This window comes from Bradyrhizobium sp. SZCCHNR1002 (assembly GCF_032381435.1).
GTDB lineage: Bacteria > Pseudomonadota > Alphaproteobacteria > Rhizobiales > Xanthobacteraceae > Bradyrhizobium > Bradyrhizobium aeschynomenes.
On record NZ_JAUHIS010000001.1, the window covers coordinates 2538538 to 2562952 of the forward strand.

The 24415-nt window shown below is 65.8% G+C and carries 22 protein-coding genes; 11 read left to right on the forward strand and 11 right to left on the reverse strand.

All coding sequences use genetic code 11. The annotated features are described in order from the left end of the window. Window positions 1-261 precede the first annotated feature (261 nt). A complete protein-coding gene (locus tag QX108_RS11440) occupies window positions 262-1593 on the reverse strand; it encodes an MFS transporter (protein WP_315781931.1) in 1332 nt (443 codons plus the stop codon). 371 nt (window positions 1594-1964) lie between these two features. On the opposite strand from QX108_RS11440, the gene QX108_RS11445 reads away from it, so the two are divergent. Continuing rightward, on the forward strand, window positions 1965-2402 hold the full coding sequence (locus QX108_RS11445; protein ID WP_315781933.1) for a DUF2809 domain-containing protein: 438 nt from the start codon (window positions 1965-1967) through the stop codon (window positions 2400-2402). Between the two features lie 222 nt (window positions 2403-2624). Here QX108_RS11445 and QX108_RS11450 read toward each other — a convergent pair whose 3' ends face one another. The 4 genes from QX108_RS11450 to QX108_RS11465 form a co-directional block, all read right to left on the reverse strand. Further along, window positions 2625-3587, reverse strand: a complete 963-nt coding sequence (locus QX108_RS11450; RefSeq protein ID WP_315781935.1) for an alpha/beta hydrolase — start codon at window positions 3585-3587, stop codon at window positions 2625-2627. A gap of 49 nt (window positions 3588-3636) precedes the next feature. Next, entirely contained in the window at window positions 3637-4194 is a 558-nt protein-coding gene (locus tag QX108_RS11455; protein ID WP_315781937.1) for a TetR/AcrR family transcriptional regulator, read from the reverse strand. Window positions 4195-4320: 126 nt separating this feature from the next. Beyond that, window positions 4321-5493, reverse strand: a complete 1173-nt coding sequence (locus QX108_RS11460; protein ID WP_315781939.1) for a winged helix-turn-helix domain-containing protein — start codon at window positions 5491-5493, stop codon at window positions 4321-4323. 73 nt (window positions 5494-5566) lie between these two features. Beyond that, window positions 5567-5797 (reverse strand): hypothetical protein, encoded by a 231-nt coding sequence (locus tag QX108_RS11465; protein ID WP_172181678.1) that lies wholly within the window; start codon window positions 5795-5797, stop codon window positions 5567-5569. A gap of 360 nt (window positions 5798-6157) precedes the next feature. On the opposite strand from QX108_RS11465, the gene QX108_RS11470 reads away from it, so the two are divergent. After that, window positions 6158-6808, forward strand: a complete 651-nt coding sequence (locus QX108_RS11470) for an OmpA family protein (protein WP_172114108.1) — start codon at window positions 6158-6160, stop codon at window positions 6806-6808. A gap of 66 nt (window positions 6809-6874) precedes the next feature. Here QX108_RS11470 and QX108_RS11475 read toward each other — a convergent pair whose 3' ends face one another. Then, window positions 6875-8209, reverse strand: a complete 1335-nt coding sequence (locus QX108_RS11475; protein ID WP_315781942.1) for a phospholipid carrier-dependent glycosyltransferase — start codon at window positions 8207-8209, stop codon at window positions 6875-6877. A 132-nt stretch (window positions 8210-8341) separates the two neighbouring features. On the opposite strand from QX108_RS11475, the gene QX108_RS11480 reads away from it, so the two are divergent. From QX108_RS11480 to zigA, 6 genes are all read left to right on the forward strand, one after another. Next, window positions 8342-9043, forward strand: coding sequence for a FecR domain-containing protein (locus QX108_RS11480; RefSeq protein ID WP_315781944.1), 702 nt, complete (start codon window positions 8342-8344; stop codon window positions 9041-9043). After that, window positions 9040-10188 carry a hypothetical protein gene (locus QX108_RS11485; RefSeq protein ID WP_315781946.1) on the forward strand — a complete coding sequence of 383 codons (1149 nt, stop codon included), beginning with the start codon at window positions 9040-9042 and terminating at the stop codon, window positions 10186-10188. The genes QX108_RS11480 and QX108_RS11485 overlap by 4 nt, the downstream gene beginning before the upstream one ends. A gap of 248 nt (window positions 10189-10436) precedes the next feature. After that, a complete protein-coding gene (locus QX108_RS11490) occupies window positions 10437-11879 on the forward strand; it encodes an MATE family efflux transporter (RefSeq protein ID WP_315781948.1) in 1443 nt (480 codons plus the stop codon). 294 nt (window positions 11880-12173) lie between these two features. Continuing rightward, entirely contained in the window at window positions 12174-13400 is a 1227-nt protein-coding gene (locus QX108_RS11495; RefSeq protein ID WP_315781950.1) for a TadE/TadG family type IV pilus assembly protein, read from the forward strand. Window positions 13401-13634: 234 nt separating this feature from the next. Beyond that, window positions 13635-14813 (forward strand): integrase core domain-containing protein, encoded by a 1179-nt coding sequence (locus QX108_RS11500; protein WP_315781952.1) that lies wholly within the window; start codon window positions 13635-13637, stop codon window positions 14811-14813. A gap of 518 nt (window positions 14814-15331) precedes the next feature. Beyond that, complete coding sequence (gene zigA / locus QX108_RS11505) at window positions 15332-16537, forward strand: zinc metallochaperone GTPase ZigA (protein WP_315781954.1); 1206 nt, start codon at window positions 15332-15334, stop codon at window positions 16535-16537. Window positions 16538-16658: 121 nt separating this feature from the next. On the opposite strand, the gene QX108_RS11510 is transcribed toward zigA, so the two are convergent. Beyond that, window positions 16659-17177 carry a cupin domain-containing protein gene (locus tag QX108_RS11510; protein WP_315721421.1) on the reverse strand — a complete coding sequence of 173 codons (519 nt, stop codon included), beginning with the start codon at window positions 17175-17177 and terminating at the stop codon, window positions 16659-16661. Between the two features lie 145 nt (window positions 17178-17322). On the opposite strand from QX108_RS11510, the gene QX108_RS11515 reads away from it, so the two are divergent. After that, window positions 17323-17538: a CsbD family protein gene (locus QX108_RS11515; RefSeq protein WP_315781956.1), complete on the forward strand. Its 216-nt coding sequence runs from the start codon at window positions 17323-17325 to the stop codon at window positions 17536-17538. A 482-nt stretch (window positions 17539-18020) separates the two neighbouring features. Here the strand turns inward: QX108_RS11515 and QX108_RS11520 are convergent, their stop codons facing one another. Then, window positions 18021-18479: an FKBP-type peptidyl-prolyl cis-trans isomerase gene (locus tag QX108_RS11520; protein ID WP_409998494.1), complete on the reverse strand. Its 459-nt coding sequence runs from the start codon at window positions 18477-18479 to the stop codon at window positions 18021-18023. Between the two features lie 843 nt (window positions 18480-19322). After that, window positions 19323-20909, reverse strand: coding sequence for a gamma-glutamyltransferase (ggt, locus tag QX108_RS11525; protein WP_172133541.1), 1587 nt, complete (start codon window positions 20907-20909; stop codon window positions 19323-19325). A gap of 132 nt (window positions 20910-21041) precedes the next feature. Between ggt and QX108_RS11530 the strand changes: the two genes are divergently transcribed. Further along, window positions 21042-21821, forward strand: a complete 780-nt coding sequence (locus QX108_RS11530; RefSeq protein WP_315781959.1) for a rhodanese-related sulfurtransferase — start codon at window positions 21042-21044, stop codon at window positions 21819-21821. Beyond that, window positions 21808-22041 (forward strand): SlyX family protein, encoded by a 234-nt coding sequence (locus tag QX108_RS11535; protein WP_315781961.1) that lies wholly within the window; start codon window positions 21808-21810, stop codon window positions 22039-22041. The genes QX108_RS11530 and QX108_RS11535 overlap by 14 nt, the downstream gene beginning before the upstream one ends. A gap of 13 nt (window positions 22042-22054) precedes the next feature. Here the strand turns inward: QX108_RS11535 and QX108_RS11540 are convergent, their stop codons facing one another. Beyond that, complete coding sequence (locus QX108_RS11540; protein ID WP_315781963.1) at window positions 22055-23965, reverse strand: diguanylate cyclase; 1911 nt, start codon at window positions 23963-23965, stop codon at window positions 22055-22057. Between the two features lie 171 nt (window positions 23966-24136). Beyond that, window positions 24137-24379: a hypothetical protein gene (locus QX108_RS11545; protein ID WP_315721428.1), complete on the reverse strand. Its 243-nt coding sequence runs from the start codon at window positions 24377-24379 to the stop codon at window positions 24137-24139. Between the last annotated feature and the right edge of the window lie 36 nt (window positions 24380-24415).

Sequence of the window (24415 nt, forward strand, 5' to 3'; positions counted from 1 at the left end):
TAGATCATCACTTCGTGACCGTTAAGACATGTTGCCGCAGGTGCTCAGGAGAAGGGCAGATCTCGATTGGCGGGAGCGTCCATCACCCTACGGTGTCATTCCGGGGCGACCGCGACAGCGGTCGAACCCGGAATCTCGAGCTTGGTTTGCACCACAGCGACTCATCTCGGGATTCCGGGTTCGGTCGCTGTCGCGACCACCCCGGAATGACGGCGCCTGGTCCCAACACACGGTGTCCGCAGTGCGGATCACCGCACGCGCTCACTCCGCCGGCGCCTGGCCGGCGAACTCCACCTTGCTTTCATGGCCGCCGAAGAACACCAGGAGCCCCGCAATCAGCGGCAGCGCCGACAATGCGAGCAGGCCATGCGTCGTCGAGCCCGTCGTGTCCTTGATCCAGCCGACCAGATAGGGACCGCCGAAGCCGGCGAGATTGCCGATCGAGTTGATCAGCGCGATGGCGCCGGCGGCGGCCGTGCCCGACAGCCACGCCGTCGGCAACGTCCAGAACACGCCGAACACGCAGAACACGCCGATCGCGGCGAAGGTCAGCGCGACCATCGTCAGCGTGGGATCGCCGATCTGGCTCGATGCCGCCAGCGCAATCGCGATCAGGATCATCGGCGCGCCGACATGCACGACGCGCTCGCGCGTCGCATCGGAATGACGCGCCCACAGGATCATCGCGACGGTGCCGAACGCATAGGGGATCGCGGTGACGAAGCCGGTCTGCGTATTCGTCAGGCCGAACGCCTTGACGATCTGCGGCAGCCAGAACTGCATGCCGTAGAGCGCGCCGACGAAGCCGAAATAGATCAGGCTGAGCACGATCACCTTCGGCGACGACAGCGCCTCGCCAAGCGTCATGTGTCCCGCCGCCTGCTTGGCCGCGGTCTCCGCCTCGAGCCTGGCCGCGAGCCAGGCCTTCTGCTCCGCCGACAGCCAGGTCGCGTGCTCCGGCCGGTCGGTCAGATAGAACCAGGTGACGACACCGAGCAGCACCGAAGGGATACCCTCGATGATGAACAGCCACTGCCAGCCTTGCAATCCCATCAGTCCGTGCATGCCGAGCAGCAGGCCCGACACCGGCGCACCGATCACGGTCGAGATCGGCACGGCAACCGCAAAGGCGGCAAGGAAGCGGGCGCGATACTGCGCCGGGTACCAATAAGTGAGATAGAGGATGATGCCTGGGAAGAAGCCCGCCTCGGCGACGCCGAGCAGGAAGCGCAGCGCGTAGAAGCTCCAGGGACCCGAGACCAGCGCCATCAGCGCCGAGATGATCCCCCAGGTGACCATGATGCGCGCGATCCACCGGCTGGCGCCGAATTTCTCCAGCGCCAGATTGCTCGGCACCTCGAAGATGAAATAGCCGATGAAGAAGATGCCCGCCCCCCAGGCGAACACCAGCGGGGAGAATTTCAGCTCGGCGTTCATCGTCAGCGCGGCGAAGCCGAGATTGACGCGGTCGAGATAGGAGAAGAAATAAGCGAGCACCAGGAACGGAATCAGCCGCCACGAAATGACGCGGATGGTTGCGGCCTCGATGTCGGACCGGCCAGACGCGGCGGGACGAATGGTTGACGAGCTCATCGATCTCCTCCCGGGAGCATTGCAGAGTTTGATAGTTGATGGCGGTGTTGAGCATCAACGGTGGCAAGTCAATTGGAAAACAAGCAATCCCACAGCATGTCGGTGCATCGCGGGCGCGCGGCGTGCGCATGGCGAGCTCAGGGCCTGATGCTCCCGGCCGCGCCGGCTCGACACGCATCGCCGTCACGACACGCCCCATTGTCGTCCCGGCGAAAGCCGGGACCCATACCCCCAGCGTGCAGTTTGAGGCACGCTGGTGATTGGCTTTTTCGCAACTCACATCGGCCGCGGCGTCTGGGTCCCGGATCGGCGCTGTTCCGCGCGGACGCGCGTCACAGCTTGTCCGGGACGACAGTGGAGGGTGGCCGACCATGACGCGACTGAATGAGCACCGCCGTGCGTTGGCCCTGGCGTCGGCACTGATCGTCATCGCGCTCGGCCTCGCCTTGCGCTTCTACGGTCTGGGCCTCGGCCTTCCCGCCTTCATCGTCAAATACGGCGGTTCCATCCTCTGGGCGACGATGGTGTACATGCTGCTGGTCGCGCTGCTGCCGCTGAGGTCATGGCGGCAGATCGGCGGGCTCGCGCTCGCCGTCGCCGTGACCGTCGAGGCGAGCCGGCTGATCCATACGCCCTGGCTCGACAGCTTCCGCCTGACGCTGGCCGGCGCGCTGCTGCTCGGGCGCATTTTTTCGCTGTGGAACATCGTCGCCTATGCGATCGGCATCCTCATCGGCATGGCGATCGATCGGATCACGTTGCGGTCTCCTCGGCCTAACAGCACGGCGAAAGATGCTGCCAATTTGTAACTCCGTCATGCCCGGGCTTGTCCCGCCTGCGCGGCCGAAGCCGCTTCGGCGCGGCGAAGGCCCGGGCATCCACGTCGTTCCCAATATGCCGGATGACGTGGATGGCCGGGACAAGCCCGGCCATGACGACGTGGAGATGGACGAGCGCAAAACTGCCGTCCCAATGCGATCGCCCAGCACGGCTTAGGTTGCCTGGGGCGAGGCTCCATGCCGGCTGAGATCTCAGTTCGAATCGGCACCGGCGCGGCTGAAGAAAGCCATCAGTTCCTCCGCCAGGACGGCCGGCTGCTCCTCCGGGATATAGTGGCCGCACGAGCCAATGGTGATGCCATCGACGTGCTCAGCGACCTCCCTGAGCGGCGCGGCCATGTCGACGATCGATCCCTGATCGGCACCGACCGCCAGCACCGGCGGCTTGAGTTTGCCTTTGGCTTTCAGCTCGCGGTTCTGATCCGCCGACAGTGCGGCCGCACGATAATAGCCAAGTCCCGCGCGCAGGCCGCCGGCCTTGGTCAGCACGCGCGCGTATTCGTCGAGATCGCTCTCGGAGAATGCTTCGGGATTGGCACCCTTGCGGCGCAGGAACCAGGCGAGATAGTCGCGCTCGCGGCCCTGGATCAGCATCTCCGGAAGGTCCGCGACGACGTGGAACGAGAAGTGCCAGGTGCGCCACGCGCGGTCCGGCGCGTAGGGCAAAGCCTCGGGCAAGGTCACGCCGGGAATCCCGGCATCCAGCAGCGCCAGGCTTTGCACCGCATCTCCGAACAGTGCCGTATAGGGATAGGCCACCCACGCGCCGATGTCGTGGCCGACGAGATGATGGCTGGTGACGCCAAGCTGCTGCAGCAGGCGATGCACGGACGTGGCGAGCGTCTGGGTGTCGTAGCCATCAGCCGGCCGGTCCGAGTCGCCCTGCCCCGGGAAATCGATCGCAATGACGCGATAACGCGCGTCCAGCAGCGGCATGACCTTGCGCCAAGCGAACCAGCTCTCTGGAAAGCCGGCAAGCAGCACGACGACCTCGCCGTCAGGCCGGCCTCCGCTGACATAGTGTAGCCTGAGGCCGTCGATGGTCTCGAACCGGTGCGTGAAGCCGGACAGCGCGGCGTCATCGCGCGCGAACGGCTCCGCCGGGACCAGCCGCGACGGAGCTTGGGGAGAAACGGCGTTCATCAATTCCGACATGGATCATCCTCGTTATTATAGAACAAATGTTTCCTAATTTCGCGCAACATCACGCGAACAGGGCCGCGGCTTGTTTTGCGACCTTCGTCATCTCGCCCTTGGTGCGTCCCGTTTTGCCGACCACCCGCAAGCCCTGGATGACGCAGAACAGAGCCCCCGCCGCGACCTCCGCATCGAGATCCGGCCGGATCGATCCGTCGGCCTGGCCGAGCCTGATCAGGTCGCGCAACAGGGTCTCGACCCGGCGCAACGAATTGCGGACCTTGGCCGCGGCCTCCGCATCCAAGGTGGCGAGCTCGGTGGCGCTGGTAACGACCAGACAGCCGCGCCGGCCCTCGCTGTCGCTGGCGGACTCCGCATAGAATGCCAGCAAGGCCTCCAGTCTGTCGCGGCCGCGTTGTTGCGCATCGAGCCGCTCGCGCAGCTGCCGGTCGCGGCGCGCGATGTAGTAGTCCAGCGTCGCCAGGAAAATCGCGCTCTTGTCCGCGAAGGCCTTGTAGAGGCTGCCGGTGGCAAGCTTCATCGCAGCCCGCAATTCCGCCAGCGAGGCGCCGTGGTAGCCACGCTCGCTGAACACCACCAGCGCCCTGCCGAGGGCGGTGTCCATGTCGAACTCGCGCGGCCGGCCTGGCCCGCGGCGCTCGGATGAATTCGTCTGCGGCTTCGTCATGCCCCCTTTTAGGGAACATTTGTTTCCAAATCAAGCCGGATGAGCGCTCGGTCTGGCGGAAGGTCAATCGCCGAGCTGAAACCGCTGGAACCGGTGCAGTTCGTCCTCGATGGTCCGCTTCAGCGCCTTGCGATGGTCGCCGCGCGCCGCCTTGCCCTGGCCGACCCAGCTCCATTTCTGCATCAGCAGCTTGCTGTTCTGCCGGTCGGTCTTCAAATCGATCGCCGCGACGATCTCCTCGCCGACCAGAACGGGTAGCGCAAAGTAGCCGAACAGCCGCTTGTCCTTCGGAACATAGGCCTCGAAGCGATGGTCGTAGTCGAAGATCGCCTGCGTCCGCTTGCGCTGGATGATCAGCGGATCGAACGGTGACAGGATGTGCACACGCGCAGGGTCGATCGCGATCGCCTCCTCCAGCGCGGCCGGCATCGCCCAATGCTCGTGCCTGCCGCCGCCCTCCAGCGCGACCGGCACAAGTTCGCCACGGCGGACCCGCGCGTCGATGACCCGTCGCACATCCGCCTTGCGCGGCGCATTGAGATGGCAGAGCGAGTCCAGGCTGACGACGCCCTGCGCGCGCAGGCCGCGGTCGAGCAGATAGGCTGCGATCTCGCGCTCGGTGGCGCCCTTCGGCAGCCGGTCCCAGCCGAAATGGCGGGTGGTGAGATCGTAGGTCTTGAGCATGCCGTCGCGGCCGGCGACCGTCAGCGTGCCCTCGTAGAAGCCGAGCTGCAGCGCCCGTTTCGACGGCTTGCGGCTGGCCCAGGCGTGGTCCTTCTCCCGCAGCTCATCGTCGTCGATGTCGCGGATGGTCAGCGCGCCGCCCTGGCGGATCAGCCGCATCACCTTGCGCGAATCCTCAGGCTTGACGGTCTGCAGCCAGCGATGTCCTTCGCGGCGATAGCGCCGCATCGCCGGCACGAAAAAGCGGAAGTCCTGCACCGGCACGTAGGACAGCGCATGGGTCCAATATTCGAAGACGGTCTTGTCGCTGCTCTGCGCCTGCCTGAGATCGGCACGCCGATAGGCCGGGATGCGGCTGAACAGGATGTGGTGGTGGCAGCGCTCGATCACGTTGATGGTGTCGATCTGCACATAGCCGAGATGCGCGATCGCCGCCGCGACGGCTTGCGGGCCGGCGCCGAACGGCGCCTCGGTGTCGAGGCGCTGGGCGCGCAGCCAGAGACGACGTGCGGTGATCTTCGACAACGGAATGGGAGCAGGAACGGCGGCCATGACGGCGCGATCGTGCGAGATTCGGCGGTGCTCCCGCAACGCCAATCATGCCTGACAGATCCGGTTCGGGAACCTATGGCTTGCTCTTTTCTGGGATGCTGCCGGTGGCGATCTCGGCCTTGCAGCTGGCGCGGCCCGGATCCGGCGCGCGGCATTTGTAGATCCGTCCGGTCAGGCGGTCGACCAGCCAGGCCGTATCCTCCGAGGGACTTTCCAGCCCGACATAACGGTTGCCGACCGCGGTGATCAGCGTCGACAGCAGGATCGCCGCGGCGATGATGCCGGCGCCGATCAGCGTCGACATGGAACTCGTCGATCCCGACGAGTCCTGGCTGCTGGCCCGATGGGACTGGTAGTCGCGCCTGGGGGATGAGTTGAACACGGCTATGCTTTTCCGTTGGCGTTTCTTGACTTCAATCGTTTGTTGCCCGCCTCGCTTCCCACGGTTTGCGATTTTTTTCCGGCGAGAGATATCCGGTAGAACCGCATCTGGCCGATTTGTTGTTCGCAGACCGGCCACGCGCCGATGGCTTTGCGACAACCTCGCAGCAGTGGGGCGCGCGACCGGTCATGCGTGATATCGATCACATTCGAACGTTTTGAACCCGTTCTATCGTCCAAGCATCCAATGGCTATGAGCCATGACCACCCGAGGATGACGACGATGACCGCATATTTTGGACGTATTGCAGTTCGAGCGGCGGCATTGACCGCCATGCTGACGATGAGCGCCGGCGCCGCGCTCGCCGGCGAGGCGGTGTCCGCCGATCAGATCCTGAACGCGCTGAAGCCGAAATCCGCCACCCGTGGCATCTCGGTCGGACCGCAGACGGCCCCGCAGGTCGATGCGGCGACGCAGGCCAAGCAATCCGCCTTCATCGACAGCATGCGCAACCGCAAGACCCGCTCGCTGTCGCTCGGCGAGCGCGAGCAGATCGCCGAGCTGGCGGCGACCAAGCCGAAGATCGATCTCGAGATCCAGTTCGACTACAACTCGGCCGAGATCAGCAAGGCCTCGATGCCTGCGGTGCAGGAGCTCGGCAAGGCGCTGTCCGATCCCAACCTGAAGGGCTCGACCTTCGTGGTCGCCGGCCATACCGACGGCATCGGCGGCGACGGCTTCAACCAGGATCTGTCCGAGCGTCGCGCCGACACCATCAAGCGCTATCTGGTCGAGAAGTTCGGCCTGACCGGCCAGGACCTCGTGACCGTCGGCTATGGCAAGACCAAGCTGAAGGATGCCGCCAACCCGGCCGATCCGCTCAACCGGCGTGTGCAGGTCGTCAACATGGACACCAAGACCGCGGCGAAGTGAGCGCTCCGCCGCGCGTATCGCCCCGCTTGCCGACGGTCCCCGGCAGGTGGGGCGCTTTTTGCCCTGTCAGATCCAGCTCTGGAACAGCATCAGCCGGGTGAACGTCCGCATCGTCGTGCCGATGAAGGCGGCGCTGATCGGCAGCATCAGGGCGAAGCCGAGCATCGCGATCGCGACATAGGCCCACATCACCCGGCGCGGCCATCGCAGCAGCACATGGACGAGCGCGAGGCTCGCGAGCGTTGCCGACGGCAGATAGTAGTAGAGAAAGCTCAGCGCGCGCGGCAGCAGCGCCCAGGGCAGATAGCAGCCGAGATAGAACGTCAGGATCAGGAACGCCGCCGCGCTGCGTTGTGCGACGAAATCCCTGACGCAGACAGCGAGCGCCGGCAGCGCCGGCCACAGCACCAGCGGATTGCCGAGCAGCACCACCGCGGCAATGTCGGTCTCGCTCGCCTTGTCGAACAGGAACCAGACGGGGCGCACCAGCAGCGGCCAGGTCGGCCAAGCGCTCATATAGGTATGGCCGGCAATCGCCGTGGTGACGCTGTCGGCGAAGATGCGCCGCTGCGCTTCGGCGATCGCGCCGATGGACAGGCCGTGCAGCGGCACGAAGGTCGCGAGATAGCAGAGTGTGGGAGCAGCGACGAGGCAGAGCGCGATGGACGCCCATCGCAATTGCGGCCATTGCTCCGGCTGGTACCAGTCGGTCGGCTGGGGATCGCCGAACGAGGTCTGCCAGTGCTGCAGCAGCTTGATCAGGCCGACGATGAGAAGCGTCGTCAGCAGCGGAAACAGCCCGCTCCATTTGCAGGCGATCGCAAGACCGAACATCGCCCCCGCGAGCGCCAGGACGAAGTGCGGCCGCCGCAGCCTGAACGCGAACAGGAACGCCGCGATCCCGAGCAGGCTGAAGGCGAGCGCGCCGATGTCGAGCATCGCGATGCGCGCCTGCACGAACAGCATCTGGTTGAAGAAGGCGACCAGCGCGGCGGCGATCGCCGGCGACTGCGCCGCAAACAGCGCAAGGCCGCACAGATAGATCGCGGCGACGGCGAGGCCGCCGAGCACGGTACCGGGATAGCGCCACGCGAACGCATTGTCGCCGAACGTCCTGATCGACAGCGCAATGAGCTCCTTGGCGAGCGGCGGATGCATCGGGTTGAGCTGCGGCGATGCCGGCGCCAGCCCGAGCATCTGCCGCGCAGCGGGCACGTAGTGCACCTCGTCGAACACGAATTTGGGCGGCGAGGCGAGGCCGATCATCAAGATGACGTGCGTGATGACGAAGATCATGAACGCCGTGAGCGCACAGCGGCGCGCCGGCAAGGCGCCATCCTGCGCGACATCGCCGTCGTCGTCATCCTCGTCACGGCGAGCCGCAGCTGACTTCATGGGCATGCGATTGAACTGACCTCAGGGTGAGCGCAACTAAACATCGTCGACGCATCGAGGCAAACTTGTGTCCATTTTACAACAACCTCGCGCAGGGACCTCGGCTAGATTGAACGGGGAACAATCTTCGGTGTGGATATGAATCTGCGTCACCGAACCTGCGTTGCTGCGCTGTCGGCCGCCGCCTTGTTGGGCGTCGCGGGACAGGCCCGCGCCGACAATCGCATCGGCGAAGCCGTGCTGGTGCAGAAGGACGTGCTGCGCATCGCCGGCACGTCGACCAGCCCGATCAATGTCGGCGACGGCGTGGTGCGCAACGAGACGGTGCGTACCGGCACCGACAGCGCCGCACGTCTCGTCATGATCGACAGCACCAATCTTTCGCTCGGGGCCAATGCGAGCCTGACGCTCGATCGCACCGTGTTCAACGACGAGACCAGCTATCGCGACATCGCGATCCGGCTCGGCACCGGCGCGTTCCGCTTCGTCACCGGCCATTCCGAGAAGACCGCCTACAAGATCAACACGCCGCTCGCGACCATCGGCGTCCGTGGCACCATCCTCGACATCCGCTCCAGGCGCGGTGAGACCATGGTGGTGCTGCAGGAAGGTGCCTCGCGGGTCTGCACCCTCACCTTCCAATGCCTCGAGCTGACCCAGCCCGGCGACACCGCGATCATCACCGCGACCGGCCAGGGCCGCAGCGCGATCAGGAAGACCTCAAATCCGTCCTGGAGCTTCGCGGCGACCTGCACATCGACCTCGGGCCTTTGCACGGTCACCGATCTCGCCAGCAGCGCGCCGCCGCAGGACTTCACCGGCATTCTGTGCGGGCGATGACGATGCACGCACGCCGCAATCAGCTCGCTGCATGGACGGCCGCCATCGCAGGCGGGCTGCTTGCGCTCGCGGTGCAGGCGGCACCGGCCACGGCGCAGAGCAGCTGCGGCGTGGAGAATGTCGCCGCAGCGCTGTGCCCGACCCCAACGCCGTCACCGACCTCCTCACCCAGCGCAACGCCCACGCCGACCGCAACTCCGACGCCGACCCCGACGCCCTCGATCTCGCCGACACCGACGCCTGCGCCGACCGGCGCGGGAAGCAGCGCAAACTCGATCACCGGCCTCGCCGACCAGCGCTTCAACCAGATGATCACCAATCGCGTGCTCGGCCTGGTGCTGCTCGGCGTCAACGAGCAAATCAACTGCAACGACTGCATCAGCGCGTTCGGCTCGGCCGGCTCGTTCTCGGCCGGCATCCACGGCCGCAAGCAGCTCACCGGCAATCTCGCGCTGCTCGCCGGCCTCGCCTACACGCACTACAACGAGAACGGCTATCACGTGACCTCGGCGCCGATCGGCGCGTTCGCGCTGCGCTACGACTTCGCCGATTGGGGCTCGTCGCGGCCGTTCTTCGACATCGGCACGATCCTGACGCCCTATGAGAAGGTGCGCTACGGCCGCAGTTACGCGACCAGCCTCGGCAACGTCACCGTGGACGGCACCACCACGGCCTCGAACTACGCGGTCTATGGCCGCGCCGGCTGGATCAGCCGGATGTCGCCGCGCGACGAGGTCGCCGCCTCCGTCGAGCTGTGGCAGCTGTGGCAGCGCGTGGCCGGCTATCGCGATCCGGCTGCCGCCTTCAACCCGTTCGACGCCTCGGTCGCCGGCGGCACCGACCGCACCAGCCTGGTCAAGATCGGCGGCCAGTGGACGCATCTGTTCGGCTCCAGCATCGAAGCCAACGTGAATGGCGGCTATGTGCAGTCGTTCGCGAGCAGATCCGGCCTCGTCGCTACCGTGACCGGCAATGGCACGGTGACGCCGACCATGGGCAACCAGGGCTGGTTCGAGTATGGCGGCCGGCTCGGCTTCCGTCTCCAGAAGGGCTGGATCGCCGATCTGTTCGTCAACGGCACGCTCGGCCCGCAGCCGGTCGGCAACACCATCCATGGCGGCGTCGGCCTGCGCATCCATTACTAGAGCATGATCCGGAAAAGTGGAGACCGGTTTTCCGAGAAGATCATGCTCAAACAAAGAGATAAGATCATGATGCGTTTCCGCCGAAACGCATCATGATCTAGACGCCGCGCCGCTCGGCTGCCGTCCCCGTTCAAGAAATCATGACCGGTCTGCGCCCGGGCCTGCTTGACCCGCCAATGGCCGCGGTCATATTGGATGACGATCATCATTCAAATGCAACGCCGCCGGCCGGCGCGCGCGGAGGCAAAATGGACGTATCGACGGAGCCGCGCACGGCCGCACAATCCGCTGCGTCCGAAGCGACGCCCTGCCCGCCGCCTCCGGACGCCCAGCGCACGAAAGCCGCGGCGGCGCGCGCGGCCTTGCTGACCGGCCCGGTGCTGCCCACGCTCATCCGGCTCGCGCTTCCCACCATGACCGTGCTGGTGGCGCAGACCGCGGTCAACGTCGCCGAGGCGTATTATGTCGGCTTCCTCGGCACCGACGCGCTCGCCGGCGTGGCGATGGTGTTCCCGATCTTCATGCTGATGACGATGATGTCGAATGGCGGCATCGGCAGCGGCGTCTCCTCGGCGGTCGCGCGCGCCGTCGGCGCCGGCCGCAACGCCGATGCCGACGCCATCGCCTTCCACGCCATCGTGCTCGCGGTGATCGCCGGCGGCCTGTTCACGGTCACGACCGCGCTGTTCGGTCCGGCGCTGTATCACGCGCTCGGCGGCCGCGCCGGCGCGCTGGAGGCGGCGCTGCGCTATTCGAATTATCTGTTCGCGGGCGCGATCGCCGTGTGGATCGTCAATCTGCAGGCGGCGGCACTGCGCGGCGCCGGCAATGTGCGGGTGCCCGCGCTGGTCACGCTGGTCGGCGCGCTGGTCATGATCCCCGCGTCGCCGATCCTGATCTTCGGCCTCGGTCCGCTGCCGGGCCTCGGCATCGCCGGCGCCGGCATCGCCTTCGGACTGTACTATTGCGGCGCCATGCTGGTGCTGCTGCGTTATATGGCGAGCGGCCGCTCCAGCCTGCATGTCCGCGTCGCGCCGCTGCAGCTCCGGCTGTTCGCCGACATCCTCAGGGTCGGCCTGCCCACCGCGCTCAACGCCGTGCTCGTCAACCTCACCGTGATCCTGGTGACCGCGCTGGCCGGCCGCTTCGGCACTTCGGAGCTCGCCGCCTACGGTATCGCCTCGCGGCTCGACTACATCATGATCCCGATCCTGTTCGGTCTGTGCACGGCGGCCTTGACCATGGTCGGCATCAATGTCGGCGCCGGCCAGGGCGGACGCGCCCGCCGCATCGCCTGGGTCAGCGCGCTGACCGGCGCGGTGCTGGTGGGCACCATCGGGCTGGTCGTGGCGCTGCATCCGCCGCTCTGGCTGACGCTGTTCAGCCATGACCCCGACGTGCTGCGGGACGGCGCGATCTATCTGCGCACCGTGGCGCCGGCCTATGCCGCGCTCGGCTTCGGCTTCGTGCTGTCCTTTGCCGGCCAGGGCGCCGGGCACGTGCTGTGGCCTTTCGTCGGCTCCGTTTTGCGCATCCTGATCGCCGCCGGCGGCGGCGCCATCGCCGTCGTGACGCTGGGCGGCGGCATGGCCTCGCTCGCCGCAACGGTCGCGGTCTCGCTGGTCGCCTACGCGCTGGTCTGCAGCCTGGTCCTCCCGTCGGACCGGATCTGGCTCTCGGCCCGGCGCTAACCGCACGTCGACGAACAAGCGAGCGTCACCGTTTCACAACTAACAAGCGAGACTTGGAGACCACCCTCCAGAGCAGGTGTTGTGTGCAATCACCACCCCCGAGAGGTAACATCACCCTTCTGTCGACGATCGCTCCAATGGACTGATAACCCTGAGTTCCCGCGCGCAGCACACAGGTTCCGTTTCGGGAACCGGATTCAGCTCGCGGTAATGTCTCCGGCCCATGTCGTGGACTGAGGGGGCTCCGATGTGGCGGCGGCGAGCCCTGAGCAGCCAGCAGGGGAAACGTCGTAGATGACCGCATCGATTTCATCCGAGAGTCTCCGTGCCCGGTGCCGCCGGTTCTGGCGCGCCCGGGACGGCCAGATCAGCATGATCTTCGCCATCGCCATCATTCCGATCGTGATCTCGATCGGCGCCGCCGTCGACTTCTCCAAGTCGAGCGACACCAAGACCCAGCTGCAGAAGGCCGTCGATGCGGCCGTGCTGGCCGGCGTGATCCAGCCCAGCGCGCAGCAGATTTCGACGGCGACCGCGGTGTTCAAGGGCGATTTCGGCGGCCGCTTCGGCTCGTCCGCCTCGGCCGCTTTCACCTCGAACAATGATGGCACGCTCACCGGCACCGCGACGGCCACGGTGAAGACGTCGTTCCTGAACGTGATGGGTACCACCTCGCTCGGCGTGACGGCCTCGGCCACCGCCAAGGCAGGCGCGCAAAGCAAGACGCCGGTGTGCATCCTGCTCGTCAGCACGCTCAACTCGCAATCGCTGCTGGTCAATTCCGGCGCTCAGCTCAAGGCGCCGACCTGCGAGGTGCACGTGCTGTCGACGCAGAGCCCGGCCGCCATCTTCAACGCGACCTTGAACGCCAAGCGCATCTGCATCAAGGGCTCGACCATCATCAAGAACGGCGGCGTCACCCCGCCGGCCGAAACCAATTGCGCGGCGATCTCCGATCCGTTCGCCGGCACGCTGCCGGCGGTGACGGTCGGATCGTGCACCACCAACAACAAGGTGTACGATCCCGGCTCGGTCACGCTCAATCCGGGCGTCTATTGCGGCTCGACCAATTTCAACGGCTCCGGCACGCTGACGCTCAACCCGGGCCTGTACGTCATCAAGGGCACGATGACCTTCAACTCGGGCTGGACGGTCACCGGCAACGGCGTGACGTTCTATCTCGTCGATCAGAATGCCACGCTCACCTTCAACGGCAACGTCAGCGCGACGCTGTCGGCGCCGACCACTGGCACCTATGCCAACATCCTGATGTACGAGCCGAACGGCCTGTCGCCGACCAACCTGCCGATCAATGGCACCAGCGGCTCCTCCTATACCGGCCTGATGTATCTGCCGAGCCGCAACGTCACCATCAACTCGGTCTCCAACGTCAGCAGCAACAGCGTCACCATGGTGTTCAACACCCTGATCCTGAACGCCACCAACTGGTCCATCGCCCCGGGCGCACTCTCGATGTCGGTTGCCAACGGCCCGGCGGGAACGGCCTATCTGTCGAAGTAGTTGCTGCCGGGAGTCATGCTCCCGCTTGCTGCTTTGAGACATGATCTCCAAGCGATGCCGCGCAGACGGTGCACTCCCTCTCCCCGTTCTTCACGGGGAGAGGGCTGGGGTGAGGGGCAGCCCCGGTATGAACCGGGCTGATTCCTGACGTTTTAGACCGGGTTGATTCCTGACAGGCCAATTTCGTCTGATTCGAAGGAGAATCGGACGATGCCTTTCAGGGAGAGCAGTCCTGTGGAGCAGCGTATTGGGTTGTTTCGGGAGTACGACACGGGAGCCTTCACGGTGACGGAGCTGTGCGCGCGGCACGGCGTCAGCCGGGAGACGTTCTACGTATGGGAGCGCCGCCGCGCGAGCGGGGATCCGCAGTGGTTCGAGGAGAAGAGCCATGCGGTGCAGAACTGTCCGCACGCGACAGCGGACCGGTTGGTTCGGCAGATCATCGCAACTCGGCAACGGTTTCCGCATTTTGGCCCGAAGAAGATCAAGGCCTGGCTGGGGTCCGAGCGGCCCCAGGTCGACTGGCCGGCGGCTTCGACGATCGGCGACATTCTCAAGCGCGAAGGCTTGGTCCAAGCGCGACCGCGCCGGCGTCGGGCGATTGCGCAAGGCGAACTGGTGATGCCGGCGGAAGGTCCCAATGACGAATGGGCGATCGACTTCAAGGGCTGGTTTCGCACCCGGGATGGAACGCGCTGTGATCCACTGACAATCACCGACGCGGCGAGCCGTTACCTGATCGAGGTGCGCATTGTTGATCCGACCGCGACCGGTGTGAAGAACGCGATGGAGCTTGTTTTCAAGGAGATCGGACTTCCGCGCGCGATCCGCTCCGACAATGGCGTACCGTTCGGATCGACTGGAGCCGGCGGCCTCTCGACGCTCTCGATCTGGTGGCTCAAGCTCGGCATCGAGCCGCGCTACATCCCACCATCCAGCCCGCAGGACAACGGCCGGCACGAGCGCATGCATCGCACGCTGAAGGCCGAGACATCGAAGCCGCCGGCAGGCACCGCTGTCGAGCAGCAGCGCCGCTTCGACGCCTTTCGGCGCCACTTCAACGAGGAGCGGCCGCACGAGGCGCTCGGCCAAGTGGCACCCGTCAAGCTCTGGCGCTCGCCGCAGCGCTCCATGCCGAGCCGCCTCGATGACCCCTGGTACGACGCCGATCACCAAGTCCGCCGCGTGCGTCCCAACGGCGTCATCAAATGGCGCGGCGACCACGTCTTCGTCGGCGAGGCGCTCGCCGGCGAACTCATCGGTCTCACCAAGCACGAGAGCGGCAACCACATCGTCCGCTTCTCGGATCGGGACCTTGGGATCATCAATCGCGACCGCCGTTTCCTGCGCTTTGCTCCGCCGCGTGCGCGGCTCCGCGTCGCGCAGGAAACGGCGGAGACAACCCACCAATGATGGAATATTGTCAGGCATCAGCCCGGTCTAAAATGTCAGGGATCAGCCCGGTCGGACACCCACGGGCAACCATTCCATGATGCACGGCAGATCTCATGAGTCCATCAGACCTGTTCGTCGCGTGATTTCATCTTTGATGCGATCTGCTTCAGCTCCACGTCCATGGAATTGAGACCGCTCGTGTGGCTGCCCCTCACCCCGACCCTCTCCCCGTGAAGAACGGGGAGAGGGGGCGCAGCGTCGCTCGTGGCGAAGGCGCGTCGTCTCTCGCGCATCGTTCGTGCCCCCCGTCGGCCGGGCCATGGCCGGCCGACGCTTCCGTCATCGCGTCCACCTCCCCGGCTCGGCGCCGCCGAGCGCGATGGCGCCGGACGACCACCCGCTCACACCTTCGTCACCGGCCTCCCCTTGACAGCACGAGTTGTTCTAGACGATTGTTATGTTATAACATCACATACGAGGCCGCATGCCTGCTCGCCGGCACCGACCGCTCCCCCTGAAGAGACTGTTCGATCTCGATGCGCAAACTCCCCGTCACGGTCTTGTCCGGCTTCCTCGGGGCTGGGAAGACCACTTTGCTCAACCACATCCTGAACAACCGCCAGGATCTGAAGGTAGCGGTGATCGTGAACGACATGAGCGAGGTGAACATCGATGCGGACCTCGTTCGCGATGGCGGTGCCAATCTTTCGCGGACGGATGAGCAGTTGGTGGAGATGACCAATGGCTGCATCTGCTGCACCCTGCGCGACGACCTGCTGAAGGAAGTCCGCACGCTCGCCGAGAGCGGCCGCTTCGATTATCTCGTGATCGAGTCCACCGGCATCTCCGAGCCGCTGCCGGTGGCCGCGACCTTCGACTTCCGCGACGAGGACGGCATGAGCCTGTCGGACGTCGCACGGCTCGACACGATGGTCACCGTCGTCGACGCGGTGAACCTGCTGAAGGACTATGGGTCGTCCGATTTCCTGGCGCAGCGCGGCGAGGCGCTGGACGGCGACCAGCGCGCGCTGGTCGATCTGCTGGTCGAGCAGATCGAGTTCGCCGACGTGATCGTGCTGAACAAGATCGATGATGCCAGCGCGGATCAGCGCGACACCGCGCGCAAGATCATCCGGTCGCTCAATCCGGATGCCGACGTGATCGAGGCCAGCCACGGCGTCGTGCCGTTGGAGCGCGTGCTGGCGACCGGACGTTTCGACTTCGAACGCGCCCAGCAGCATCCGCTCTGGTACAATGAGCTCTACGGCTTTGCCGATCACGCGCCGGAGACCGAAACCTATGGCGTGACGAGCTTCGTCTATCGCGCCCGCCGTCCGTTCATCCCCGCCCGCTTCGATCAGTTCCTGCGCGAGCCGTGGCCGGGTGTGATTCGCGCCAAGGGTCATTTCTGGCTGGCGACGCGGCCGCAATGGCTGGGCGAGCTCAGCCAGGCGGGCGCCATCGTGCGCACCAGCGCGCTCGGCTTCTGGTGGGCCTCGGTGCCGCAAAAATTATGGCCCGAGAATCCCGACTGGCGGGCTCGCATGCTGCAGCGCTGGGACGAGATCTACGGCGACCGCCGCCAGGAGATCGTGTTCATCGGCAGCAACATGGACGAGGCCGGATTGAGCGCACGGCTCGACGCCTGCCTGTTGCCCGGCAAGCCGGCGATGGATGTCGCCGCCTGGGCCCGGCTGTCCGATCCGTTTCCGGTGTGGCGCCGCGCCAACGAGGCCGCCTGACGGGCGACCGACGAGACACACGCGCGACAGTCGCCCCTGCTTCGCGTGTGAAGGGGGCGGTACAGCCGCTCCCTGCCCGGCGGAGCCATCGCGAGATGGCTCCGCCAAATCTTCGCCGGCATTAGGATCGGGTCTCGCCGGGGTCGCGATGCACCGGATCGATCCACAGCACCGTCTCCGGCTTCTCGACCGGCTCGATGTCGATGTTGATGGCGACCGCCTCGCCGTCGCTGCGCACCAGCACACATTCCAGCACCTCGTCGGGGCTGGCATTGATTTCCTGATGCGGCACATAGGGCGGCACGAAGATGAAGTCGCCTGGACCGGCTTCGGCGGTGAATTGCAACTGCTCGCCCCAGCGCATCCGCGCCTTGCCCTTCACGACGTAGATCACGCTCTCGAGATGGCCATGATGATGCGCGCCGGTCTTGGCATCGGGCCTGATCGTCACCGTGCCGGCCCACAGCTTCTGCGCGCCGACGCGCGCGAAGTTGATCGCAGCCTTGCGGTCCATGCCCGGGGTCGACGGCACGTTGCCGTCGAGCTGATTGCCGGGAATGACGCGCACGCCGTCGTGCTTCCAGCGCTCGTCGCCGTGATCGTGGGAATGGCCGTGCGCGTGGTCGTGAGAACCTGACATTTTTCTTCTTCTCGAATTCGTGATGGTCGATAGGAACCCACATCCTAGTCGAAATGCCGCGGCGGCGCCATTCCGGTTCCCCGCGAACCTTTTCGCGCCGCCCGCGTTGATCCCGCACAGTTCACGCAAACAACGGAGAGCAACTATGGGTTCGACCATGGACAAGATCAAAGGCGCGACCAACGAAGCCATCGGCAAGGCCAAGCAGGGCATCGGCGAAGCCACCGGCAATGACCGCCTGCAGGGCGAAGGCGCCATTCAGGAAGTGAAGGGCAAGGGCCAGCAGGCGCTGGGCGATGCCAAGCAGGCCACCAAGGACGCCGTGAACACTGCGGCCGGCGCGGCGAACAAGAACCTCTGATCGAGGTGAGCGCGACAGCGCGCCGCTGACGCGGCGCTGCTGATCGCGGCAGAGCGAGATCTCAAAGCCGGCTCCTCACGGGGCCGGCTTTGCCTGTTTGTTAGTTGTGATCCCTAGGGTGGGCAAAGGCGCCGAGCTACTTCCATCGAAGCTCACCTGCCGTACCCACCATTCTGACCACACCCGCAGATCGGCGGTGGGCATGCGTGCTGCCTTGCCCACCCTACGCGACAGCAGATCGACAGCCTAGCGCTGCCTGATATAGCGCCCTCTCCCCTTGTGGGAGAGGGCATGTACGGCTCATCCACGTCCACGATGGGGTGAGGGGTCTCTCTCCACCGGATGCGCTCGTGGAGAGAAACCCCTCACCCAACCGAGTACGCTGCTCTGTCCTACATGCCCTCTCCCACAAGGGGAGAGGGCGCAGTCATCAGCACCGCATCCATGCGCAGTGCTACGTGTGAAGTTGGCGATCAGGCGTCCTACTTCACGCCCAACAACTCCACATCGAACATCAGCGTCGCGTTCGGCGGGATGACGCCGCCGGCGCCGCGGGCGCCGTAGCCGAGCTCCGGCGGAATGATCAGCGTGCGCTTGCCGCCGACCTTCATGGTGGCAACGCCCTCGTCCCAGCCGGCGATCACGCGCTTCATGCCGATCGGGAATTCGAACGGCTCGTTGCGGTCGACCGAGGAGTCGAATTTCTTGCCCTTCTGGCCATTCTCGTAGAGCCAGCCGGTGTAGTGCATCACGCAGGTCTGACCGCGCGACGGCGTGGCGCCGGTGCCTTCCTTGGTGTCGATGATCTGCAATCCGGAGGGAGTCGTCATGGTCTTTCCTGTCGGTTTGGCGGAACTGGTCTGTGCCGAGACCGGATGGAAGCCCAGCACGGCGCCGGCCGCAGCGGATGCCGCCGCCATCAGCGCAACTCTTCGATTCATCGGACGCCGCATGCTCCAGACTGCCTCTGCTCGTTCACGGGAGCCGCGGTTTAGCGCATGGCGGCGCAAGTGACCAGCCCGGCATCGGCTTCCGAAATAAATAAACCTCTTGCGCTTTATCGGAATTCATGATTGATTGCCGTCATCCCGCCTCACCGCAGAGGGGCGTTGCGCGCGATCGTCACGACACGCGAGGTGGGGATGCGATGGCCGCGGTGTTGCCGCAGCGTGTCTTCGGGCACGCCGACGAACGGCTTTGCTGCGGACGTGAAATCGCAGCGTCCTGATACCCCGACGCTGGTATCAAGCCGCGATGGCGCTGACGTGCCGCGTGGTGATGGTGGCCAACAAGCCCGGCGCACCAGGGAGACTGCGTATAAGCGTGAAGACCGTCGCGCAGGGAATGCCGGTTGAACCGGCTTTGCCTGTGGTACCTGCCGCCTGCATTTTTTTCCGCAGGCGGGCCATGGGTGAGGCCTTCACCCGGCATTCCCTGCGCCCTCTGCATGTTTGCGAGGGACGAGCGATCGCAGACCTCGGGCGATATCGCCGCGAGAACGCGCTGCCACGTCCGTCACCTGCCCCAGCTGTTTGAGCCGTGAATCTGCTCCGTCCACTGTCGTCATCCCGGACAAGCCGTGACGCGCGAAGCGCGGCATGGCGCCGATCCGGGATCCATACGCCGCAGCAGACGTGATGGGCAAAATGCCAATGACCAGCCTGCCCCGAACCGCTCCCTGGGGGTATGGGTCCCGGCTCAAGGCCGGGACGACAGCAGAGGATGCGGACACAGCAATGCCTGCGCGCAGTGATGGTGAGGTCGTTCCTGAGAACGCGCCCGCCTCAATAGCCCAGCGCGCAGCCGTCCTTGCGCGGGTCGGAGCCGCCGGTGAGCGTGCCCTTGTCCCAGTCGATCCAGATCGCCTGGCCGCCGCCGAGCGGCGAGACCACCTTGGCCGTCTTGTGGCCGATCTTCTGCAGCCCCTCGACGACCTCGGCCGGGACGCCGTCCTCGAGCTGATAGACGCCCTCGTAGTGCAGGCCGCGCGCCATATCGATGGCTTCCTGCACGTCGCAGCCATAGTCGAGAATGTTGGTGAGCACGTGGGTCTGGCCCACGGGCTGATACTGGCCGCCCATGACGCCGAACGACATCTGGGCGCGACCGGCCTTGGTGGCCAGCGCCGGGATGATGGTGTGCAGCGGCCGCTTGCCCGGACCGATGCAGTTCGGATGACCCGGCTGAATGCGGAAGCCGCCGGCGCGGTTCTGCAGGAGCACGCCGGTCTCGTTGGAGACGATCGCGGAGCCGAACGAATGCGCGATCGAGTTGATGAAGGAGCAGACGTTGCGGTCGCGGTCGACGACCGTGATGTAGACCGTCTCGGGATTCATCGGCGGCGCGACGTTGGGCAGGTCGAGCAGCTTGTCGAGGCTGATCTGCGAGATGTACTCGTCGGCGAATTCCTTGGCGAGGATGCTGGCGACCTCGGTGGTCATGTGCGCGGGATCGCCGATATGCTGCTCGCGCATCATGTAGGCGATGCGCGCGGCCTCGGCCTCGAGATGGAAGCGCTCGATGCTGAGCGGCGCGATGCGCGTGAGGTCGAAGCGCGCGAGGATGTTGAGCATGACCAGCATGGTGATGCCCGGACCGTTCGGCGGGCACTGCCAGACGTCGTGGTCCTTGTAGGTGGTGCCGATCGGCGCGGTCACCTCGGTCTGGTGGTTGGCGAAATCCTCCAGCGTATGAAGACCGCCGATGCCGCGCAGGGTCTGCACCATGTCCTCGGCGACGGCGCCGGTGTAGAAGCCCTTCGGTCCGTCCTTGGCGATCACGCGCAGGGTCTGCGCCAGCTCCGGCTGGCGGATCACGTCGCCGGCCACCGCCGCCTTGCCGCCCGGCAGGAAGTGGCGCGCGGTGTTGGTGCCGTTCTTGAGCTTCTCGAACTGGTTGTTCCAGTCGAAGGCGACGCGCGGCGCCACCACATAGCCGTCCTCGGCGGCGCGGATCGCCGGCTGCAGCAGCCGGTCGAGGCCGAGCCGGCCATGGTCGCGCAGGATACGGTCCCAGGCGTCGATCGCGCCGGGCACGGACACGGCGTGGGCCGAGGTCAGCGGTACCGAATGGATCTTGCGCTCGAGATACCAGTCGACAGTGGCCGCCGCGGGCGCCCGGCCGGAGCCGTTATAGGCCATGATCCGGCCCTCGCCCTTGGGCTGCACCAAAGCGAAGCAGTCGCCGCCGATGCCGGTCGATTGCGGCTCGATCACCCCGAGCAGGGCGCAGGCCGCCACCGCCGCGTCCGCCGCGGTGCCGCCGGCGCGCAGCACCTCGATCCCGGCCAGCGCGGCCTGCGGGTGCGAGGTTGCGATCATGCCGTTCTGGGCGTGGACCGTGGACCTGCCGGGAAAGTGGAAGCTTCTCATCGTTGCTCGCTGCGTGATCTCGTGGTGGCCGTAATGCCAGTCCCGGCCAGCTACATGGCACATTCTTTCCAGCCTCGGCAATGGCCGGGGATACCAGCTTTTCTATGGTCAGGTCTGCTGGTAAACGGCCGCATGCCCCTGACCGTCGCCGCCTTCTATCAGTTCGTCGCCCTGCCGGATGTCCGCAATCTGCGACCGCCGCTCCGGGCCTTCTGCGCCGCGCGCGGTATCAAGGGCAGCATCCTCTTGGCCGAGGAGGGCATCAACGGGACGGTCGCCGGATCGGCCGAGGCGATCGCCGCGCTGGTCGACGAGCTTTGCCAGGGAACGCTGTTCGCTGGCCGCCTCGATCACCTCGAGCTGAAATATTCTCGCGCCGCTTCCATGCCGTTCCAGCGCCTGAAGGTCCGGCTGAAGCGGGAGATCGTGACGCTCGGCGATCCCGCCGCCGATCCGACCCGCCAGGTCGGGACCTATGTCAGTCCCGCGGATTGGAACGCGCTGATCGCCGCGCCCGACATGGTCGTGCTCGACACCAGAAACGCGTTCGAGGTGGCGATGGGGACGTTCGAAGGCGCGGTCGATCCCGGCCTGCGCAGCTTCGGGCAGTTCAAGGATTTCGTGGCCAGCTCGCTCGATCCGGCGCGGCACAGGCGGGTGGCGATGTTCTGCACCGGCGGCATCCGCTGCGAGAAGGCGAGCGCGCTGCTGCTGGCGCGCGGCTTTTCCGAAGTCTACCATCTCAAGGGCGGCATCCTCAAATATCTCGAGGATGTTCCGGAGGCCGAGAGCCGCTGGCGTGGCGGCTGCTTCGTGTTCGACGAGCGGGTGGCGCTCGGTCACGGCCTGCGCGAGCTCGGCCACGCTGCCACCCCGACACACCCGGAGGGCGCGTGCCATGAGCAGCTCTGAGCAGCCGCAGTCGAGCCAGGAGCTCAGCGAGCGGATCGATGCGCTGGAGATGCGCCTGACGTTCCAGGACGACACGATCGAGACGCTGAACCAGACCATCACGGCGCAATGGCGCGAGATCGATGCGCTCAAGCGGCAGATCGCATTGCTGGTGGAGCGCCTGGCCGAGGCCCAGAGCACCGCCGAGGGGCCGCGCCATGAGCCGCCGCCGCACTACTGACGGCAGCGGCATCTCAGGCCGGAACGGTCGCCGGGGCCCTGCTCGACGGCAACTCGACGACCTCGCCGGCCATGACCATGCGGTCACGGCCGCCGTCCTTGGCAGCGTAGAGCGCGCGGTCGGCGGCTTCGATCAGCGAGGCCGGGCCGGCGGAGCGCTCGAAACCCGGACGGCAGACCGCGCCGCCGAGGCTGGCCGTCACGACGCCCCCAACGTTGTGCTCGTGGACGAGGCCGGCCGTATGCAGGGCGCGCCGGATGCGCTCGCCGAGTCGGGCGCATCCGGTGGCATCGGTGTTCGGCAGCAGGATGGCGAACTCCTCGCCGCCATAGCGGGCCACGAGGTCCGAGCTGCGCTGCGCCTCGTCAGCCAGGATGCCGGCGACGGTGTGCAGGCATTCGTCCCCCGCCGGATGGCCATAGGTGTCGTTGTAGGCCTTGAAGTGATCGATATCGATCATCAACAACGCCAGCGAAGTCCTTTCGCGGTAGGCCCTGCCCCATTCCTCCAACAGCCGCTCGTCGAAGCGGCGACGGTTGGCGAGCCCGGTGAGGCCGTCCTCGATCGCGAGCGTCTCCAGCCGGCCTTGCAGCGTCTTCTGCTGCGTCACGTCGCGGGTCACCGCGACGAAGCCGTCGAGCTCGCCATCAGGACGGCGGGTGGCACGGATGGTGGCCTCGACCCAGATCTCCGATTTGTCACGCCGACGCATCCGGTAGGTCGCGCGCGCCTCGTCCGCGGCGCCCTTCCGGAGCTGATCGAGAATCTCCTGGAGTTGCGGACGATCGAGCGGGTTGACCCCCGAGATTGCGCGCTTGCCCAGGAGCTGCGACGGATGCCAGCCGAGAACGCGCGAGGTGGAGGGCGAGACGTAGCCGATGCACTCGTCGAGCTCGATTCGCGTCACGATGTCGCTGGAGCCTTCGGCAAGCAGCCGGAAGTTCTCCTCCTTGGCGGCCAGCGCCGAAGCGAGTTGCTGCCGCTGCAACAGCTGCTTCACCAGGAAAATGCCGATCGCGATCACGAGCGCGACCAGGGAGACCAGCACCGCGAGACGGACGAAGGCCTCGCGTCTCCACGAGGTCAGCACTTCGGCTTCCAAGCGCGTGGCAAGAACAAGGAAGGGGTAACGCTGCGCGTGCTGATAGAAGCCGATGCGCCCGGAAATCTCGCCGGAGCGGCGGAAGGACAAGATGCCGGATGCGGGATGATAGGGGATCGCCTCGTCGACCGGCCGACCGAGACTTTTCGGGTCCGGCACGGAATTGTCCGCGAGCACGGCACCATCGCGGCTCATCAGACTGATCGTGCCGTGCGGCCCGACGTCGAACTGTCGGTAGTACTGAGCGAAATAGGCCACGTCGATGGTCGCCAGCACGACGCCGCCGAACCTGCCATCGGCGTGATTCCAACGCCGCGACAGGGTGATGACCCATTGCCCGCCGGACTTGCTCTGCACCGGACGGCCGATCAGCAGGGAGCGGTCGGCCGACGTGCGGTGATGAACGAAGTAGTCGCGATCCGAATTGTTGTAGTTGGTGAGCGTGACGTCCTCTGTCGTGGCGAGCCAGTCGCCGTTCTCGCCATAGGCGAAGACGCCGCGGATGCGGCCGAGGCCCGGTTTTCTCGACTTCAGGATCGTCTGCAGGCGAGCGATCGCGCCCGGCTTGCCGTCATCGGTCTCGAGCGCGGTGACGACGCCGCGCAGCAACGAATCCGCAAGCTCGACGGTGTCCTCGACATGCTGGGTCAGCGAGCGCGCAAGGTTGCCGAGATCAATCTCCGCATTGCGCATCTCCGCGTTCCGGGAGGTCCATTCGCTCCAGACACTGAAGGCAAGAATGGCGCCGCAGACGAGCGTGAGGACGCCCGCCGCCCACACTGGCAGGCGGCTTCGATCGACTCTGGTCGCAACAACGTCCATTCCGCGGGACTCTCCGGACGGCGGGAGAGTCCCATGGACATCTTATTTAACTCTGAAATGCGCCCCATCCGAAGCCGTTCGAAGCGAACCGTAAGACTACGGCAATCACCGTACAATTACGGAATTCTCGCATCCAACAAGCGCAGTTCGGCTGCCGTCGCGCTTGTTAGTTCAGCGCGCGAACACCGATCGCACCTTGTCCCAAAGTGAGGGCTCCTGGTGCTCGCGCCCATTGGCAACGTCGTCCTTCATGCGCGTCGTTGACGGCTGCTGCAGGCTGACCGGATCGGATGCAGGGAACGTGTCCATCAGTCCCTTGTCGAGCTGCGTCTTGGCTTCGCGATCGAGGCGAACGGCCTCGCGCGGATCGACGGCGTGCTTGTCGTGCGGAGCGGGGTTGAATTTCTCGGCCATGATCGATCTCCCTGTCGGACGACAACGCGGCCGCGA